Genomic DNA, 17,769 nt, shown 5'->3' on the forward strand with positions numbered 1-17,769 from the left:
AGGCCGGTTTCGGCGACAGGTGTGGGTGCTGGCTTTGGCTGCGCAAGCGGAACGCTGGCGGCGTGGAGTGGCGAGATACTCATAGGACGAGATGCAATTGAAGGCACAGCAAGTTTTCGAGAGCCTTATCTGTGCTGGTCATGCGTCGCCGCGGCGGCCTTGGTGTGGCTGGGTTTGGCCGCATCCGCGACTGTGTTTTGCGCTTGCCGTCTCGGCACCAGCAACACTGGAAGGCTTGCGCTGCGCACGACGCGTTCGGCCACGCTGCCCAGAAACAGACGCCTGAAACCCCGGCGCCCGTGCGTACCGAGCACCAGCAGATCCGCATTGAATTCGTTGGCCGAGATGCGGATCCGCTCCGAAATGTCCTCGCCGATTGGCGCGACGTCGACAAGCCGTGGCACGCCTGCCACATTCTCGTTCTTCATCCGCGCCAATGCATCGGCCAATAACCGCTGGCCTTCCTCAACCATGGCATCGCGCAGGGTCGTCGGATCGTAGCCGGCCGCGTCGTAAGTCATCAATGGGTTGTCGACGACGTAGAGCGGCTGCAACTGCGCGTCGTTATCGCGTGCGAGTTGCAATGCGGTGTCAAACGCATGTTCAGACGTCTCGCTGCCATCGATCGCTACCAGAATGCGTCTATACATATCGGCCTCGAAGAATTCGTCAGGACGGTGAGCGTCGTCCAACGTCGGGATGGTGTCGAGCTGCTACCGGGACGGCACAACTGCTCGCTCGAACTCGTTAAAGAGCCTGAGTAACCGGGCCACGCGCCTGCGGCCGTCGGGCAAGAGGGCTTGCTGCGCTTCTAGAGCGACGACTCGTCGCCGCCAGTACGGTAACGACAGCGGATTGCCGTGCTTGAGTAATGGCAGAACGTATTCAAGGTGAGCGAGATCTTTGGCGAAGTCATGCAGCGACATCCGTTTTCCTTTGAGAGGCTGGTCAGTACCTCACTTGAAGGGTAGGCCGACTGAGGGCCGGCGTCTGCACGCTACCGTACAAGTTGCGAATTAGCGTCGACGCACCAGACAGACAGCAGTTTGTACGCTGACGTACCGCTTTCCGAGCTGATCAAGCATAGTGTGAATGTCTCTATCTGCAGACGTGGAGGCCATCATGCTGCGAAGAAATTTTCTGTTGACGACGCCTGGTTCGATTCTGGCGATCGGGCTTGCTGTGTCAGGTTGCACGACGACGGGCGCTTCCGACGCCACTAGCGCGAAGATGGACAAGCGTCACAGCATCGACGCTGGCGTGGACTCTACGTTGGCGCGGCTTTACAACGACGCAAATGGATCGCGCGAACTGGTTGCGAAGTCCCGTGGAGTGTTGGTGTTCCCTTCAGTCATCGACGCCGGCTTTGTCGTAGGTGGCCAGTATGGTGAGGGCTCGCTGCGGGTCGGCGGCCGCACTGTCGGGTACTACAGTACGGCAACGGGTTCGATCGGCTGGCAAGCTGGCGCGCAGTCGAAGGCGATCATATTTCTGTTCATGACGGACGAATCGCTGGTGAAATTCCGCAATAGCGAGGGTTGGTCGGCGGGGGGCGATGCCTCGGTGGCATTGCTGAAGGTTGGAGCAAATGGTAACGTCGACACGAGTACAGCAACCGGTCAGGTGGACGCATTCGTGTTGACCAATACTGGCTTGATGGCCGGTGTGACGCTAGACGGTACGAAGGTCAGCCGGCTCAAGACCCTGTAACGCGCAAACGGGTACTACGAAACGGCACTGTTCGAGTTTTACGGGCACGAGCGGCGGCTATTGCTATCGCCGCTTCGACCTTGAGCTTCCAAAAGCCTGCGTCAGGAAGCCAGCGTCGCGCCGGGCGCACGGTGCTTTTTGTGTTTGCCTTCGACCTCTAGCTCAACCTCCGCATTACTTTCGCGAAGCGACGCATTGGCTGCCACCAGCAAGGTAGCATTCTGTTCGAACAGCGCCGCGTCGAGGGATTCGAACATCTCAAGCAGCAACTTTCGATCCGTCTTGCTTCCGCCATCGCTTTTGGCCACGGCTTCGCCTTCCTTCTTCAGGCGTTTGACGAACTTCGCCGCGCATCGGCTGTCGAGGGTCTGGTCAAACACCAACTTCTGGATGTGACGTGCGAGGCCCGCCAGCGCCGCGTCGGTAGATTGCGTAATGACGCTTGCCGCGCCTGCATTGTGTTTTGCCACGATGGTTCTCCAAATGGGCATGCGCATCGTCGAGCGCAGCGAATGCCCCACCTTGCGCTCAATGGCGGCGCAATGCAATGAACGGATTTTATGAACGGCCGCAGCGCGGTACGGCACCGTACCGACTTTGCCCGACCGTTCGTGCATGGTGGTGACTGAAGCTCTCCGGTCCGCTCCCTATCCCCATCTCACTCTCTTCGGCGTTCGCTCGCGAAACCGTCGCGCTTGCTTCTGCACGTGTCTCCCGCGCTCGCCGACGTGTTCATTTCACATCAGGAGTACCGCACCATGACCTTTCTCAAGTCTCCGCCATCGTCGCCCGATGCGGTCGCCGACGAATACGCCGCAACGATCTCCGGATCTTCGTTACCGAAGTACCGGATTCCGGAAGCATCTTCCGACCGTCGTGCGGTATTCGATCTTGTGCGCGACGAATTGCTGATGGACGGCAATTCGCGGCAAAACGTCGCGACGTTCTGCACCACGTACGCCGACGACGAAGTTCGCAGTCTGATGGATCTGTCGATCGACAAAAACATGATCGACAAGGACGAATATCCGCAAACCGCGGAAATCGAAATGCGCTGCGTGCACATGCTCGCGGATCTGTGGCATGCACCAAAGTCGTGGAAGACCACCGGTTGCTCGACGACAGGATCGAGCGAAGCCTGCATGCTCGGTGGCCTCGCACTGAAGTGGCAGTGGAAAAAGCGCAGGGAAGCGCAAGGCAAGCCGACCAACAAGCCGAACTTCGTCTGCGGTCCGGTGCAGGTGTGCTGGGCCAAGTTCGCTCGCTACTTCGACGTCGAGATGCGTCAGGTGCCACTTAGCGGCGACGCCACCGGACTTCGCCCGGAAGATCTGGCTCAGTACTGCGACGAGAACACGATCGGCGTCGTGGCGACACTCGGCATCACGTTCACCTGCGTCTATGAACCGGTGAGGGCACTGGCGGCCGCGCTAGACGACCTGCAAACCAATGTGGGCCTCGATATTCCGATTCACGTCGATGCGGCCAGTGGCGGGTTCGTCGCACCGTTCATCCAGCCGGACCTCGAATGGGACTTCAGCGTGCCGCGCGTCAAATCGATCAATGCGTCGGGCCATAAGTATGGGCTAGCACCGCTTGGGGTCGGTTGGGTAGTGTGGCGTAGCACTCAGGACTTGCCTGAGGAGCTGATTTTCCGGGTCGACTATCTGGGCGGCGACATGCCGACGTTTGCGCTGAATTTCTCGCGACCGGCTGGGCAGATCATCGCGCAGTACTACATGCTGCTGCGTCTGGGACGTGAGGGATATCGGCATATCCAGCAGGAATGCGCCGATACGGCGCAGGCGCTGGCCGACGGTCTGGCGAAAATCGATGCACTGGAGATGATCTATGACGGGCGCGGGGCGTTGCCGGCTGTTTGCTACAAGCTGAAGCATCCGCAGACAGCAGGCTTCACGCTCTTCGACCTGTCCGATCGGGTACGGATGCGCGGTTGGCAGATTGCCTCGTACGAACTGCCGGCGGGACGCGAGGACACCATCGTGCAACGCGTATTGATCCGGCGCGGCGTGACGCGTGACATGGCGTCGATGCTGCTCGAGGACATCAGGCATGCCATCGCGCATCTGACGAAGAATCCGGTCCCGCATTCGACCGCCGGCCCGACCTTCCACCACGATTGATGTCGCCTCTTCAAAGGAGCGCACGAAATGAATGACACTGTTAGCACGGTGGCCGCTCTACCGACCGCCAACACAGCCGATGCCTCGAAGCGCGGCCAGTATCTGAGCGTCACCTCGATAGGACTTATGACGGCCGCCGCGGTGGTGACAAGCCTGCGTGGACTTCCTTTGCTTGCCAAGGAAGAGATGACGATGTTCGTCTATCTCGCGTTTACCGTCGTGTTCTATCTGATCCCCGCATCGCTGATTTCTGCTGAGCTGGGCGGTGCCTTTGCTGACCGCCGCGGCGGCATCTACACGTGGGTCGCGGAAGCGTTCGGCACGCGTTGGGGCTTCCTCGCTATCTGGTTGCAGTGGATTCAGAACGTCGTCTGGTTTCCCGTTGCGCTCACCTTTGGGGCGGCGGCACTCGCCTACACGATCGGTCGCCCCGAGCTGGCGAAGAACGGGACCTACGTCGGAATTTTCTGCATAGTCGCGTACTGGCTCGCGACGTGGGTCGTGCTGCAAGGCGTCGAAGTGTTCGCGAAGATTGCCAACTGGACCTTCGTGATCGGCACCATCGTACCAGGCATTGTGTTGCTCGCGCTGCTTGGCTACTGGATTAGCAGTGGACATCCGCTGGGCTGGCAGCACCTGAGAGACGCCGCTCTGTCCCAGGACGGTCATGCTCGCTTCTGGCCCGCAATCCACGGCTTCGGCACGATCTCGTTTCTTGCAGGGATCGTGTTGCTGTTTGCCGGCGTCGAGGTGCAAGCGGTTCACGTGATGGACATGCGCAGCCCAAGTCGAGGGTATCCGGCGGCCATCGGACTGGGTGCGCTGATCTCAGTGCTGATCTTCGCACTCGGCGCGTTGCCGATTGCTGCGATTTTGCCCTACGACAAGATCTCGCTGCAATCCGGCGTATTCGACGCGTTCGGTGCCGTGCTTGTAGACATCTGGCACATGGGCTGGGCGGTGTCTGCGTTGTCGCTGCTGGTTGGCGTTGGTGCAATCAGTGGCGTGCTGGCATGGCTCGGCAGTCCGTCGCGCGGCTTGCTCGAGACAGCTCATGAAGGTGAGCTGCCACCGATCCTTCAGGCGAAGAATCGCAAGGGCATGCCCACGCATATTCTGCTGGTTCAAGGTTTGATCGTGACCGTTATTTCATGCTTCTACTTCGTGATCCAGGACGTCTCGGTGGCATTCTTCCTGATTTCCGCCATGACGATCGCGCTTTACCTGATCGCCTATATGCTGATGTATGCAGCGGCGATCCGGCTGCGCTACTCTGCACCGGCTTTGCCGCGCCCCTTTACGGTGCCGGGCGGTTTGGCGGGTATGTGGTTGACTGCCGGAATCGGCTTTGCTGGCGTGCTGTTCAGCTTTGTCGTTTCTTTTTTTCCGCCGGACCAGTTGCCGGTCGGTTCGCCCTGGCTTTATACGGGACTGGTCGTGCTCGGCATCGTCGTGTTCGGGGGTATTCCATTGATCATCCACCACGTTCGCCGCAGCGACTGGGCGACTGTGCATGAAGCAACGCTCGTTCGTCCCGCAGCGGTGCCGCTGAAGTAGTAGGTGCGTGCGGATCATTCGACGTGCCCCACGACTGTTGCCGTCGTGAAGGCCGTTGCTGAGTAACATGGCGGGACTGTGTCGGTGCTCAGCGCCGGCCCAGGTCCCGGCAGCGAATTCACGCTTCGACTACCCATCGTGGACTTGCCGCCGAGAGATGTTTCACTGCGAAGGATTGGATCGCGAACCGAGCAATAGGAACGATATGACATCGGCAATGTGGGGAATCGTAGTGGGAATGGCGTTGATGTTCGCCACCTCGCTCTACCGCTACAAGCACCAGCCTTTGGGCTCGCCGTCTCCTGCGCTGCCCGCAAGGCGGCGCGAGGATCGCAGATAGCTCGCGGTTTGTACGTTGACGTACCGCTTTCCGAACTGATCGCGCGTATTGTCAGAGTCAATATCTGCAGACGTGGAGGCCATCATGCTGCGCAACATAGCGTTTTTGCAGGGATCCGCCGTCAAGGCAAGTGATGGCGATGTCGGCACCGTGAGGCAAATCTATTTCGACGACGAAGCGTGGGGCGTTCGCTATCTGGTGGTCGAAACAGGTGACTGGCTCAGGGATCGGCAGGTGCTGATTTCGCCGTATGCCGTATCTCACTCGGATCCCGCGTCCAGCGCCGTGCACGTAAAACTCACGCGACTACAGGTGCGCGACAGCCCGAATATCGACACCCATAAGCCCGTGTCGCGTCAGCATGAGATCCAGTACCTGCGCTACTACGGCTATCCGACGTATTGGGGCGGTGCGAACATTTGGGGGATGGGTGCCTATCCCGCCTTCGACGAATCAGCGACGGCCGCTTTGCCACTGGGTGCTTTCCCGGTTGTCGGCCCGGCCCCCGGGGCCGATGATCCGCTGGCGGATACGCATCTGCGTAGCACGGAAGGGGTGAAGGGTTACCACATCGAGGCGATCGACGGCAGCATTGGTCACGTTTCCGGCTTTATCTTCGACGATGAGGCCTGGGTCATACGCTATCTGACCGTGGATACGCGCAACTGGTGGCCCGGCGGCAAGGAAGTCCTGCTGGCGACCGAATGGATCGAGTCGATCGACTGGTTCGGCTCAAGCGTTTCCACGATGCTGACGCGCGATGCGATCAAGCAGAGTCCGGCGTACGACGATGCGATTCCGGTCAACCGGGACTACGAGACCGCACTGTACGAGTTTTACGGCCGCGAGGGCTACTGGTCGAAGCAGAGGGTTTAGATTGCGCGCAGATCGGGTAGAAGCCGATCGAACTCGCGTCTTACGACGCCGTAACATTCGCAGACGCGCTTTTCTAGTCCCGGTCTGTCCAGCACCTCGATATGGCCATAGCTATAACGGATCAACCCGGCGTCCTGGAGCTTCGTGGCGGCTTCGGTCACGCCAGGGCGGCGCACGCCGAGCATATTGGCGATCAGTTCCTGCGTCATCTTCAACTTGTTGGAGGGCAGTCTGTCGATACTCAGGAGCAGCCAGCGGCACAACTGTTGATCGATGGAGTGATGCCGGTTGCACACCGCGGTTTGCGCCATCTGGGTAATCAGCGCCTGCGTGTAGCGAAGCAGCAACCGCTGCACGGGGCCGGCGCGATGGAACTCTTCCTTCAGGATGTGGGCGTCCAGCCGGTAAGCGTGCCCTGCGCTTTGCACGACGGCGCGGCTGGGTGTGGTTTCTCCACCCATAAAGAGCGCAATGCCGACGAGCCCTTCGTTACCGACAATCGCAATCTCGGCGGACGCACCGTCTTCCATCACGTACAGCAGCGAGATGATGGCGGTAGTGGGGAAGTAGACGTGATCGAGGCGGTCACCCGATTCGTATACCACCTGTCCCAGTGACATATCGAGCGGCATGAGATGCGGCTCGATGCGTTTCCACTCTGCTTCCGGCAGGACCGATAGCAGGTGATTCTCTTTGGGATGATGCGCGTTGGGCATCGCCACTCCTAGGCATTCTGTTGAAAACTGGCGTTGTTTTGAACGAGCGCGCCAAGAAATTACCTATTGAGGCCAGACTTCAACTGGGGTTAGACGTGGAGCTGGCTAAACGTGCTGTTGTGCCTCTGCGGCACGACCTTAGGTGAGGCGATTTGGGGGAACCCTTATCTCATTATAGGGCAGCGCTATCGAACGCTGCTCCTGAGTAGCGAAATATCTTACGCAAACACCGAGACCGCCATGGCGACGACGGTCATTGCCATCGTCGTGGTTGCCAGCCAACCAAGGACGCGCAGCGGCATGGGCAAGGTGAAACCGCTCATGATGCCTGTGCGCATGGACAGATGCATCATCACCATCATCACTGGGACAGCGACCACACCGTTTAGCACGGCACTCCAGTACAGCGCCTTGACGGGATCGATACTGGTGAAATTCAGCGCGACGCCGATTAGCGTCGCCGCTGCGATCACGCCGTAAAACGCTTTTGCCCGGAGTGGAAGGCGCGCGAGGCCGACACGCCACGATAGTAGTTCGCCTACCGCATAAGCTGCCGAGCCCGCAAGTACGGGAACGGTCAGCAGACCGGTGCCGATAATCCCGGCAGCAAAAATCACAAACGTGAAGGGGCCAGCCACAGCCCGAAGCGCTTCGGCCGCCTGGCCGGATGTCTGGATGTCGCTCATGCCGTGGGCGTGTAGCGTCGCTGCCGTTGTCACGACGATAAAGAACGCAATGACGTTCGATAACGCCATTCCCAGGTAGGTGTCGATGCGAATCCGCGTGAATTCCGACTTTGCTTCCCATGGCGCGTGGGTCAGCGGGTGTGCGCTAGGCCGCTCGCGCTGGTCCTCGACTTCCTGTTCGGCTTGCCAGAAGAAAAGGTAGGGGCTGATGGTGGTGCCCATCACCGCGACTATCGCGACGAGATAGTCGGGGCTGGCCGATAGCGGCGGCCAGATGGTCGCCCAGCCCACTTCACGCCACGGCACCTTCACGACGAACGCGCAGATCACATAGCTGAATAGAGACAGGCACAGCCACTTCAGAACGGAGACGTAGCGCGCATAGCGTGTGAAAACCTCCAGTGCGATCGAAAGCAGGCCGAAAAGGCAGACATAGAGCAATGCCGGGCCTGAGATCAGAAGCTTGAGCGCGGCACCCATTGCACCGAGATCCGCACCGAGATTGATGACGTTCGCGGTCATCAGCAGAGCGACGACACTGGTCGAAAGCCAGCGCGGATAGTGGCGGCGCAGATTGCCGGCGATGCCGTATCCGGTTACACGTCCAATTCGCGCACTGATCTCCTGAATGGCCGTCATCAGCGGATAGCTGAAGAGCAACGTCCAGGCGAGTCCATAGCCGAACTGGGCGCCGACCTGCGAATAGGTGGCGATGCCGCTCGGGTCGTCGTCGGAGGCGCCCGTAATGAGACCGGGGCCCATCACCTCGAACAGTTTCGGCTGCGGCGGTTGTTTCACCGGGTCGCGTATCAGCGTATCCATCGGAGAGCGCTCCTAGGGGTCAATGCTGCGGAAAACACATGCGGTCGCGCAATGCCGAACTAAACCGAGCTGACGCCGAACACTCCAGCCGCCAGATCACGCTCGAAATCGGCGTGCCATGCGGTGCCTTGGCCAGCAGCATAAACGGCAGACTTGTCAGTGCTCCGCCGGGTAACCATGACTTGTCGGCGAATCAGACTCGTACCATCTTCCGCCAGGTACTGATCTTCGTCCCGGATGTCGAAATCGATGATATCGAAGCTGTGGCTGGCGAAAATTGACTCCGCGTCGGCTTGTTCGTCTTCACTGAACTCATGAAACTGATGCCTAATCATGTGCGCCGTCCGGTTATAAGATGAGCTGTAGCGCGAGCATCACGGAAGCGAGTCTGGACCGCATTGAATATTGCGGCAATGTGACGAGCGTCCTCGGGAGATCGCGGCGTGGCTTTGCGTTTGGCGTGGTATTGGCGAGCGGACCGCAATCTGGCTTAGACGGCCCCGCGCTATGATCCCAGATGTCTACAAGGAATTCGGTACGGTAACGTTCAAAGTTACTTCCCACACTGGATTAGCGATCGCGAGTGTCCGGTCCGCTGCTAACAAGCGGACATATGAACTATGCATTCGATTGTCCGGGTCGGGCCGAATGCTGCCGATTACGATTTTGTGAGATGCGTCCCGCATATGCGGGACGCATCAGCCAATGTTCGGCGACAAACGGTCCTTCGCGACGCCATATCGTTGGCCCTCCTCAAGCGTCACCACGACCGTTGGAAGTCTACTATCGGAGTCTTCGGACTCGGATACATTGTTGCTGTCGAACTTGTAATGCGGTTCGTCGCTCGCTGCGTCCCCCTTAATGTGAACGCATGGGATTGCATACGAACGAAGTCACTTGATTAGATTTCCTGCATTGCGCTAATCGCACCGGGCACGGGCCGTCGATTGGCAGGTGGCGGCGGTTGCTGGCCTTAGGTGCCAAGCGGCGGGCGGTGCAGCATCCAGTCGAGCCAGCCCCGTCTATCGTTGGCTATCCATTCGCGGGCTTCGGCATCGTCGGTAAAGCCGGTGATTCGCTGTTGGTAACCGTCAGGCCAAATAGCCCGCACGAAGTACCCCGATCGGTCATCAAGCCGCATCGCTTCTGCGCATCGTTCATCCAGCCCCCCGTTTTTTGTCACTCGATCATACGGCGTTGGTGTGGAGTCCTGTTTGAACCTCGACGCTAATCCCGAGGGCGCAAGAGGATGGGCAGCAACCAAAAAAGCAGTTCGTGAACCATGAACAGGCTGCTTTACACGCTCTCAGGGAGGGCATTCAAATCTCCCCTGCGGCGTCGGCGTCTTCTGCTCAAGAGCATTTGTCCGACCGGCAAATGGGCGAAATATATGGAAAGAATTTAAAGCTGGATTAAAGCTTCTCCCACCTGTCTATCGGCGTCAATGCTGCCGATAAACAGACTGTGACTGCATGACGCCAGCGGCAATACCGGTTACCAATGCCCAGGTGGTCAATGGCGGCACCAGCAACGGTCTCTCAGGTTCCAGCGCGCCCTCGAAATACGGCTGGAACTTCTCATCGGCGCAGTCCACAAGGCGGCGCTTTTTTATGGCCGAATCCCGGGGCGTGATACTTCCAAACGCCCGTTGTCGATCTGATCCTTTCATATGCACGCCTCATTCTGGATCGCAGCGACGAAGCCGTTCGGGTCGTCCGACAGGATTCTCTCAAGGGTGTGACGCGCTTCGACCAACTGGGCGATTTCGCCGAGACCCGGCTCGCGGATGCGCTGGGACAATTCAAGATGACGCTTGACGACTCCCAGGAACCCTAGGCGCTAAAGATATTGACCCGGGATGCCGACATGTCAATTTGGTCCTGTTATAAAAAATCCTACTCACTATGGTCGCGATGAAATACACCGATCTTGTCCCGCAAACAGTGTTTTTGGCCTTTGTCTCTATAGTCGCATTGCCCTTGTACGCTCACGCGGACGATACGTCGCCGACAACCTTCGACCAGTTCGTCGACAGCGCGCCGGGCAGGGAGGTGGGACATCAAGGGGATTTCCCCAACGATGCCTACCGTGCCAAGCGGGTGAACAAGAACCTTTGGACCTTCATCGATCGACGAGGCTACTACATCACTTTCCGAACGAAACTCGAGGCATGGTGCGAAGGAAACGGCGGGGTTTATCGAGGGAGTAGCGACGATTTGAAAGGAGTTTGTGTGGATAAACAAGCTCTAGAGAAGGCCTTGGGTGCGTATCAGGTTGAAATCACTAGAACCGCGAGCTACGGTGACCAGATGACTGCGGGATACGCGACGTTCTATTACTACAATCAGGACGGTTACGCGCAACGGGAAAAGGAAGAAGTGTTGGGCGAGCAAACAAAGCGCGAAATCGATCAGAATAATCAGCAGTGTTATCAGGACCAGTTGAGATCCATTCAGCAAAATCCCCAGCCCGGCATGGACACCAACCTGGGAATGGTGATTGACGTAAAGTTGCCGTTGGTCCTCATTCAAAACACGGCCTACAACCCGCCGACTCAGTGGGTACGCGTCGCGCAACTTGCACCTGCGCCCAAAAAATTCTATTGCAGCGGTAGCGTGCTCCCAAGCACGAATTGATTCGATGAAGAACAGAGAGGGGCGCGAAAGCGGCCTTGCGTGCTTATGGGAAAGGCCGATGGCGCCGTCCCCCCGTGACGGTCGAGCGACGATTGCATTCCGGAAGCGGGCGTTGCGGTGTCCGAATCCGAACGGCAGTCCAACGTAGACATATGCTTGGCGCATCGGGCAGCACGCGGCCATGAAGCGCCACTCGTGGAATCACAGCGAATGGCCGAAGCCACGCCCGTAGCAGTCGATTGGCTTACTGCTGTGGCTGGCGTTCCGGTAGACGGCGCGCGTGCATAACTTACGCACCGTTGCAAGAAAGAGTAACTCAGCCACTGGCTTTTTCAGGCAACGGTTCCATTCGTGCAGGAGAACGTCGTCGGGCGGCGCGGCCTAGTAACCTAGAATCGGGATATCCGAGAGGTCAGTCAGGATGAGATCTAATGTGTGGCGGCACAGTGTTAGTTCGTCCATCACTGGCATTATCCAGTCGGTAACAACCAGGTCAACGCGACCCGCTTTCAGTTAGGCAAGCGCTTCAATGCCGTTGCTCGCACATACGACCCTGTAGCCTGAATTTTCAAGAATGCGGTGCCACGCGGCGAGGACTTCCGGCTCGTCATCAACCAGCAGAATTGTGTGCTCACGACCGCCGATCTCATTCACTGCTTTATCGTCGACGCCCATATACGCACGACGGGTTCCACGATTCGCGGTGCCGGCGATAATGTACAGAGGTTGTCGGCTACTGCGGTTCAAGCTCGGCGTCCAACGGGAAATTGTATTCCTTGCTCTTTTTCTCCGGCAGTTCCCATCAGGCTGGATTCCTCGATCATCGACATGTCTTTCTCTCAGATTCCGTTCGTCGCGTCGTCAGTCCAAAGACGCTCGATTTCGCGAGCGTCGACCCGCAAAGTCCCGCCTATTTGACCTTTGCTGCCGCAGCGAGCTTGCGTACTGCTTCTTGCGGATCCTCATTCGAGTTCATGAAGTTCGTCACGGCGTCGGTAATCGCGCCCTCGGTGGCCGACGACTGAACATCACCGAAAGCCAACGACGGAAAGAAACTGTTGGCTTTGATCGTGGATTGCTCGTCTGCGTATGATTTCTTGGCACAGGCGTCGAACTTGCCGATGGGAACATCTTGCCGGACAGGAATCGAACCCTTGTAAAGGCTAAACTGCTCCTGGAAATCGACGGACATGATCGTCTTGGCAAGCGCGAGCTGCCCAGGAGTCGCGTCTTTTTTGCCGTTCTGCTGGAAGAACACGAACGAGTCTACCGTGTAGGTGAAGGCGTTCGATGTGCCTGGCGCAGCCGCGCAGATATAGTCAACGTCCGCCTGCTTGTTCGCATTCGCGAACTCGCCCTTCGCCCAGTCGCCCATGAACTGCATCCCACCCGATCCATTAATGACCATGGCGGTTGCGAGATTCCAGTCACGACCGGTAGAGCCTTTATCAAAGTAACCCTGGATCCTGCGGACAATCTGGAACACCTGCACCATCTGCGGCGAAGTCAGTGCTTTCTGATCGAGATCAATCATGGTCTTGCGATAAAAATCTGGGCCCTGAGAAAGTACAATGGTCTCCCAGATGGTCATGTCCTGCCAGGGCTGGCCGCCGCGTGCGACAGGCGTAATGCCCGCAGCACGGAACTTGTCGGCGAGCGCGAAGAACTCCGGCCACGTCGCAGGTGGCTTACCTCCAACTTTATCGAGGTCGGCTTTGTTGATCCACAGCCAGTTGATCCGGTGTATCGAGAACGGCGCGGCCACATAGTGGCCGTCTGACCTCATGGTCTTGTCAATTTGCGCTGGCAGTTGGGTTTTCCAGTCGGTAGCCGATTTATCTATATCGACCAATACACCTTGATTTGCCCAGTCCTGTATCAACGGGCCCTTGATCTGTGCTGCCGACGGTGCATTCCCCGACATGACCTGGGTCTTCAACGCGGTCATGGCAGCTGCACCCGCCCCGCCGGCTACGGCGAAGTCTTTCCACTCGTAGCCCTGTTTATTCATGTCGTCCTTAAGCACTCTGATGGCCTTCGATTCGCCGCCCGAGGTCCACCAGTGCAACACCGAAAGAGACTCGGCAGCACTTGCGACCTGTGCACTTGTGGCGAGCGCCGCTGCGACAACTGTGGCTGAAATGAGCGTTCTTTTCATTGCTGTCTCCTTTAGTTTTCCTTATGAATCACCGGGCAGGGCGCACACCGTGATGGGCATGCGTCAGATCGTTTCGATGGGTAGCGCTTACAGGCCGAAGCCGAGTTGGGCTTTACCGAGGGGCGTCAGATCTTCGGCCGTAGCTCGTCCGACGAAGTCGACCTCGAAATGGTCAGTCGGAAAGTCAGGAGGGCTTTTGCCTTCAAGGAAGCTGGGCAATTGGCGCTTGAGGTATTCGTCGTTCTTGGCACACGCGGGCGCTGACGCGATATACATTACGTTGCTGTAGCCCGTGCCACGGTGCGCGTCTTCTACTGCGTGGATGACGTCGCTGTGCCAGAACACGGTGTCGCCCGCCTGCATGTGCGGAATCGATGACAACGCGTCGAAGAGCGGCGCATGGAATTCCGGCTTGATCGACAGCGCGCGGCCAGGCATTGCGCCGCATAGGTCGTCGTCAGCAACATCGTCCTGAAGGGCGCGCAACAGGATATAGGCCATCGAGTTCGCAATGGGCACGAGTTGCAGCGTGCCATCTCCGGGACCCTGAGGTGTCAGGGCTGTCCAGCCCTGAAACGTGCGAAACATCGAACATACGGCTGGCGAAGCAATTTCCTCGACGTCCGGCCGGAAGGCGGCGTCGAATGGATCGTATTGACGCCAGTTGCCGCTGAAAACATGCCGGTACACGTTCCGGAAATTCGCTTCGATCCAACGCTCGACCGAGCCACCATCGCAATGCGCGGACAGGCCCAAGGACTCTGACCCGGGCGGCCGCCGGCGCAACCGGTCCGCGTAAGCGGGTACGTGCTCCGGATCGAAGTGGACCTGACCTTCGCTCTCACTGCGCCACAAACGGTTCAGAAACACGCGAGCCGTAGTCAGCGACGTAGACTGACGCGCGAGGACCTGCGGCTTTGACCAGTACACGCCGTAAATCTGTGGCTTGCTCGATGCCAGCTGGCCGAAGTATTTGTCCTCGGCACGGGTCTTCAGTCGCGTATCGAGGTCGTTCCGTTCGACGTAGTCCGCGATGTCGCGGTCCCAGGCTTCCACCTGAGAGCGGTCAAACACATTGCGGATGACGCATGCACCCCGTGCTTTGACGAGTTCGATCTGCTCCGCGCTCACTCGCTGCCCAGCTATGTCGGAGAATTGAATTTCGGGGATCACGTTTTCGCCGCGACTCCGTTGCTCGGCAATTCTGCTGGCTTCGGTACGGATTGCTTCGTCCACTTCGGCGAAAACATCCCGATAGTTCGGAAGTCTTTCGCGAAGCTCCTGCTTGGCCTGCCGGATGGCTGCCGGCAGGTCGTCGACATTGAGTGCCATGGTTGTCTCCTTGTGGGTTCTGCTATGTCTGGAGCATAGACCGGACACGCCCCAAAAAGTGATACCATCCAGACAATTTCTTTGCGACTTCTGCCATGAAACCAGCATACGAACGCGTCGAATTCGGCGATGACTGCTCGGTCAGGGTTTACCACCGGCGTTTGCCGCGTATCCCGTTTGAATGGCACCACCATCCCGAATACGAACTGACCCTGACGTTGAACAGTCACGGCAAGCGCTATATCGGGGACTCGATCGCAGACTACGGGGACGAAGATCTGGTTCTTGTGCCGCCAAATCTTCCTCATACCTGGGCGTCGAACCGATCGATTAATTCATCGTCTCCCCAGGTCGCAATCGTGATCTGGTTCGGCGGCGACTGGGCGCGGCGGCTTGCAGATGTCTGTCCGGAATACGTGCCTTTGCGCAACCTGTTACGCAGGGCGGCCTGCGGACTGGCATTCAGTCCGCAGGTGGGCACCGCGATGCACACCCAGGTCGGCGATCTGCTTTCCAGCGCCCCGCGAGAACGCCTTGCCGCAGTGCTAAATGTTTTGTGTACGCTAGCGGAAGCGCCCGGTGAACCACTCGCTTCGCCTACCGCGTTTAGCGACCGGACGGAGGGTCCTTCGGGCCACGAACCGGAACGTATAAATCGCGTGCTCTCGATGATCGATTTGCGCTTCGCCGAACCGCTGCGTCTATCCGAACTTTGCGAGGCTGCAAATGTGTCGGAACGTTCTCTCGCCCGCTACTTTGAGCAGCACATTGGAGAGAGCGTTGGGAGATATATCGCGCGGGTCAGGATTGGCCATGCTTGCCGGATGCTTGCGCACACCTCGACCCCCGTGTCGGTCGTTGCGGCCCGCTCTGGATTTCCGAACGTCGCGAACTTCAACCGGCAGTTCAAGGCGTTGAAGGCACTGACACCCGCCGCTTACCGCAAACAGTTTGCGGCCGGTGATATCGTCGAAACGGACGCCAGTCCACGCATCACCGAACGCTCACCTTCTTTGCAACGGAACCCGCGACTACCGAGATCAATTGCGTGACGCAGGCGATGCAAAGCTAGCGTCGTAGCAGGTCAACTCGGGAGAGAGCACGATTACGCTTATCGACATCTGCGACGGCACAATCGGCGTTCTGAGTGCGACGAGCTATTTTATCTACGACCGGGTGCTGAAAGACGGTTCCTCCGTGCGCTTCGAGTGTGTCGATGTATTCGAGTTCGACGGCAACGGATTGATCGAGCGCATGATCATCGTCTACGACACTCATCCTATCCGCAGCACCGTTGGCGATAAGTACGCATAGTCTCGTACAAGCCAGGATAAGCGGGAAGTTTTAACGCATAGTCGCATAGTCGTTTACACGGCCATCTGGAGAGCGGACTGACAAAACTATGCGATTTCCCGCAGCCAAATGCCGCCGTTGCGCATCTTTAGCCTCCACCTAATCCCCGCTTTCGCACAATCAAATTCCAGCCCGTTTTTGGTGACGGCAATCTTCGATCTACCTTGCGGCTGTGAACGCGAGGTGATACCCGGGAACGATTGCTGAGACCTGTTCGTTCCTGCATCGAAGCCTGCTCTTGGAGATGGTTATGAACGGCCGGAAAAAATTGGTTGGAATGGGTGCGGTACTTAGCATGAGCGGGTTGGCTTTGGCATGCTCGGCCGTCGCGGATGCAAGTGTTCTGGTGGGTGTGGCTGGCCCAATGACGGGCGAGTACGCCTCGGGGGGCGACCAGTTTCGCAAGGGCGCAGAGCAGGCGGTGAAAGACATCAACGCGTCGGGCGGTGTGCTAGGGCAGCAACTCGACCTGGTTGTGGGCGACGACGTGTGTGATCCCAAGCAGGCAGTTTCGGTTGCCAACAATTTTGTCAATCAGAAGGTGGCATTCGTCGACGGTCACTGGTGTTCCAGTTCCACTTTACCCGCTTCGGACGTCTACAACGACGCGCAGATCCCGCAGGTCACCGTCTCGACCAATCCGAAAATCACGGAACGCGGCATCAAGGGGATCTTTCGTATTACCGGCCGGGACGATCAGCAAGGGCAGGTTGCAGCCGACTATATCGCTGCGCATTTCAAGGGCAAGAAAATCGCGGTCATCGATGACAAGACCGCATACGGCGGCGGTCTGGCCGACGAGGTCGCCAAGGATCTCGCTGCAAAGCAGACGCCCGTTGTGCTGCGTGAGTCGATCACGGCCGGTGAAAAGGACTATTCAGGCCTTATCAGCAAACTGAAGGCGAATGGCGTTCAGATCCTTGCGTACGGCGGGTATTACCAGGAAGTCGCGCTGATTCTGCGGCAGGCGGCGCAGGCCGGGCTAAATCTGACGGTCCTGGGCGGCGATACGCTAACGAATAATGAACTGGTTACCGCAGCGGGGGCGGAAATCAACAAGGTCCTCTTTACCTTCCCGCCAGACCCGCGCAAGAGTGCGGCAGCCGCAAAGGTGGTGGCGACTTTCCGCGCGCAGAAGATCGAGCCGGAAGGCTACATGCTGTATTCGTACGCCGCCTTGCAGGTTTTCGCAGAGGCAGCTAAAAAGGCTAATTCCACGGACTATGCGGCGATCGTGAAGCAGCTTCACAACGGCTCCTTCAATACCGTAGTCGGACAAGTGGACTTCGATTCGAAAGGCGATCTCAAGAGCCCTGGCTATGTGGTCTATCGCTGGAACGGCAACAACTATGACTACGTGAAGTGACAAGTCCTGTCCCGTCTATGTAATACGGAAGAGGCGGTGCGTCTGTCCAGTGCTCCGCCTCCGAAGCAGATTC

General features: G+C 58.3%; 17 protein-coding genes and 1 pseudogene. 8 read left to right on the forward strand and 10 right to left on the reverse strand.

Annotation, left to right across the window (positions count from 1 at the left end; genetic code table 11):
• Positions 1 to 125 precede the first annotated feature (125 nt).
• Positions 126 to 650 carry a universal stress protein gene (locus tag P3T20_RS17160; protein WP_074266857.1) on the reverse strand — a complete coding sequence of 175 codons (525 nt, stop codon included), beginning with the start codon at positions 648 to 650 and terminating at the stop codon, positions 126 to 128.
• Between the two features lie 472 nt (positions 651 to 1,122).
• Between P3T20_RS17160 and P3T20_RS17165 the strand changes: the two genes are divergently transcribed.
• Positions 1,123 to 1,710, forward strand: coding sequence for a BPSL1445 family SYLF domain-containing lipoprotein (locus P3T20_RS17165; protein ID WP_074266855.1), 588 nt, complete (start codon positions 1,123 to 1,125; stop codon positions 1,708 to 1,710).
• Between the two features lie 101 nt (positions 1,711 to 1,811).
• Here P3T20_RS17165 and P3T20_RS17170 read toward each other — a convergent pair whose 3' ends face one another.
• The gene (locus P3T20_RS17170) at positions 1,812 to 2,327 is read right to left on the reverse strand and encodes a hypothetical protein (protein ID WP_083611569.1); all 516 of its coding nucleotides are present in this window, start codon (positions 2,325 to 2,327) and stop codon (positions 1,812 to 1,814) included.
• A 141-nt stretch (positions 2,328 to 2,468) separates the two neighbouring features.
• Between P3T20_RS17170 and P3T20_RS17175 the strand changes: the two genes are divergently transcribed.
• From P3T20_RS17175 to P3T20_RS17185, 3 genes are all read left to right on the forward strand, one after another.
• Complete coding sequence (locus P3T20_RS17175) at positions 2,469 to 3,854, forward strand: glutamate decarboxylase (RefSeq protein WP_074266854.1); 1,386 nt, start codon at positions 2,469 to 2,471, stop codon at positions 3,852 to 3,854.
• A 27-nt stretch (positions 3,855 to 3,881) separates the two neighbouring features.
• Entirely contained in the window at positions 3,882 to 5,411 is a 1,530-nt protein-coding gene (locus P3T20_RS17180) for an amino acid permease (RefSeq protein WP_074266853.1), read from the forward strand.
• A gap of 424 nt (positions 5,412 to 5,835) precedes the next feature.
• Positions 5,836 to 6,627, forward strand: coding sequence for a PRC-barrel domain-containing protein (locus P3T20_RS17185; protein ID WP_429287439.1), 792 nt, complete (start codon positions 5,836 to 5,838; stop codon positions 6,625 to 6,627).
• Here the strand turns inward: P3T20_RS17185 and P3T20_RS17190 are convergent.
• From P3T20_RS17190 to P3T20_RS17210, 5 genes are all read right to left on the reverse strand, one after another.
• Positions 6,624 to 7,343 carry a Crp/Fnr family transcriptional regulator gene (locus tag P3T20_RS17190; RefSeq protein WP_074266851.1) on the reverse strand — a complete coding sequence of 240 codons (720 nt, stop codon included), beginning with the start codon at positions 7,341 to 7,343 and terminating at the stop codon, positions 6,624 to 6,626. The two genes, P3T20_RS17185 and P3T20_RS17190, sit on opposite strands and share 4 nt — an antisense overlap.
• 218 nt (positions 7,344 to 7,561) lie before the next feature.
• Complete coding sequence (locus P3T20_RS17195; protein ID WP_074266850.1) at positions 7,562 to 8,851, reverse strand: NRAMP family divalent metal transporter; 1,290 nt, start codon at positions 8,849 to 8,851, stop codon at positions 7,562 to 7,564.
• A gap of 59 nt (positions 8,852 to 8,910) precedes the next feature.
• Positions 8,911 to 9,186: a hypothetical protein gene (locus tag P3T20_RS17200; RefSeq protein WP_074266849.1), complete on the reverse strand. Its 276-nt coding sequence runs from the start codon at positions 9,184 to 9,186 to the stop codon at positions 8,911 to 8,913.
• Between the two features lie 1,106 nt (positions 9,187 to 10,292).
• Positions 10,293 to 10,520, reverse strand: coding sequence for a hypothetical protein (locus P3T20_RS17205; RefSeq protein WP_074266848.1), 228 nt, complete (start codon positions 10,518 to 10,520; stop codon positions 10,293 to 10,295).
• Positions 10,517 to 10,651: a hypothetical protein gene (locus P3T20_RS17210; protein ID WP_302050861.1), complete on the reverse strand. Its 135-nt coding sequence runs from the start codon at positions 10,649 to 10,651 to the stop codon at positions 10,517 to 10,519. The genes P3T20_RS17205 and P3T20_RS17210 overlap by 4 nt, the downstream gene beginning before the upstream one ends.
• Positions 10,652 to 10,764: 113 nt before the next feature.
• Here P3T20_RS17210 and P3T20_RS17215 point away from each other — a divergent pair, with 113 nt between their 5' ends.
• Positions 10,765 to 11,487: a hypothetical protein gene (locus P3T20_RS17215; protein WP_143787641.1), complete on the forward strand. Its 723-nt coding sequence runs from the start codon at positions 10,765 to 10,767 to the stop codon at positions 11,485 to 11,487.
• 513 nt (positions 11,488 to 12,000) lie between these two features.
• On the opposite strand, the gene P3T20_RS17220 is transcribed toward P3T20_RS17215, so the two are convergent.
• The 3 genes from P3T20_RS17220 to P3T20_RS17230 all read right to left on the reverse strand — a co-directional run bounded on the left by P3T20_RS17220 (position 12,001) and on the right by P3T20_RS17230 (position 14,977).
• Entirely contained in the window at positions 12,001 to 12,234 is a 234-nt protein-coding gene (locus P3T20_RS17220) for a hypothetical protein (RefSeq protein WP_174567546.1), read from the reverse strand.
• 163 nt (positions 12,235 to 12,397) lie between these two features.
• Positions 12,398 to 13,645, reverse strand: a complete 1,248-nt coding sequence (locus P3T20_RS17225) for an ABC transporter substrate-binding protein (RefSeq protein WP_074266846.1) — start codon at positions 13,643 to 13,645, stop codon at positions 12,398 to 12,400.
• An 87-nt stretch (positions 13,646 to 13,732) separates the two neighbouring features.
• A complete protein-coding gene (locus tag P3T20_RS17230; protein WP_074266845.1) occupies positions 13,733 to 14,977 on the reverse strand; it encodes a DUF1479 domain-containing protein in 1,245 nt (414 codons plus the stop codon).
• A gap of 95 nt (positions 14,978 to 15,072) precedes the next feature.
• On the opposite strand from P3T20_RS17230, the gene P3T20_RS17235 reads away from it, so the two are divergent.
• From P3T20_RS17235 to P3T20_RS17245, 3 genes and pseudogenes are all read left to right on the forward strand, one after another.
• A complete protein-coding gene (locus P3T20_RS17235) occupies positions 15,073 to 16,029 on the forward strand; it encodes a helix-turn-helix domain-containing protein (RefSeq protein WP_074266844.1) in 957 nt (318 codons plus the stop codon).
• A 37-nt stretch (positions 16,030 to 16,066) separates the two neighbouring features.
• Positions 16,067 to 16,291, forward strand: a pseudogene (locus P3T20_RS17240) (nuclear transport factor 2 family protein); the annotation flags it as partial.
• Positions 16,292 to 16,625: 334 nt separating this feature from the next.
• Positions 16,626 to 17,696, forward strand: coding sequence for a branched-chain amino acid ABC transporter substrate-binding protein (locus P3T20_RS17245; protein ID WP_254368947.1), 1,071 nt, complete (start codon positions 16,626 to 16,628; stop codon positions 17,694 to 17,696).
• Positions 17,697 to 17,769 lie beyond the last annotated feature (73 nt).

Source organism: Paraburkholderia sp. GAS206C (assembly GCF_050435645.1).
Lineage (GTDB): Bacteria > Pseudomonadota > Gammaproteobacteria > Burkholderiales > Burkholderiaceae > Paraburkholderia > Paraburkholderia phenazinium_B.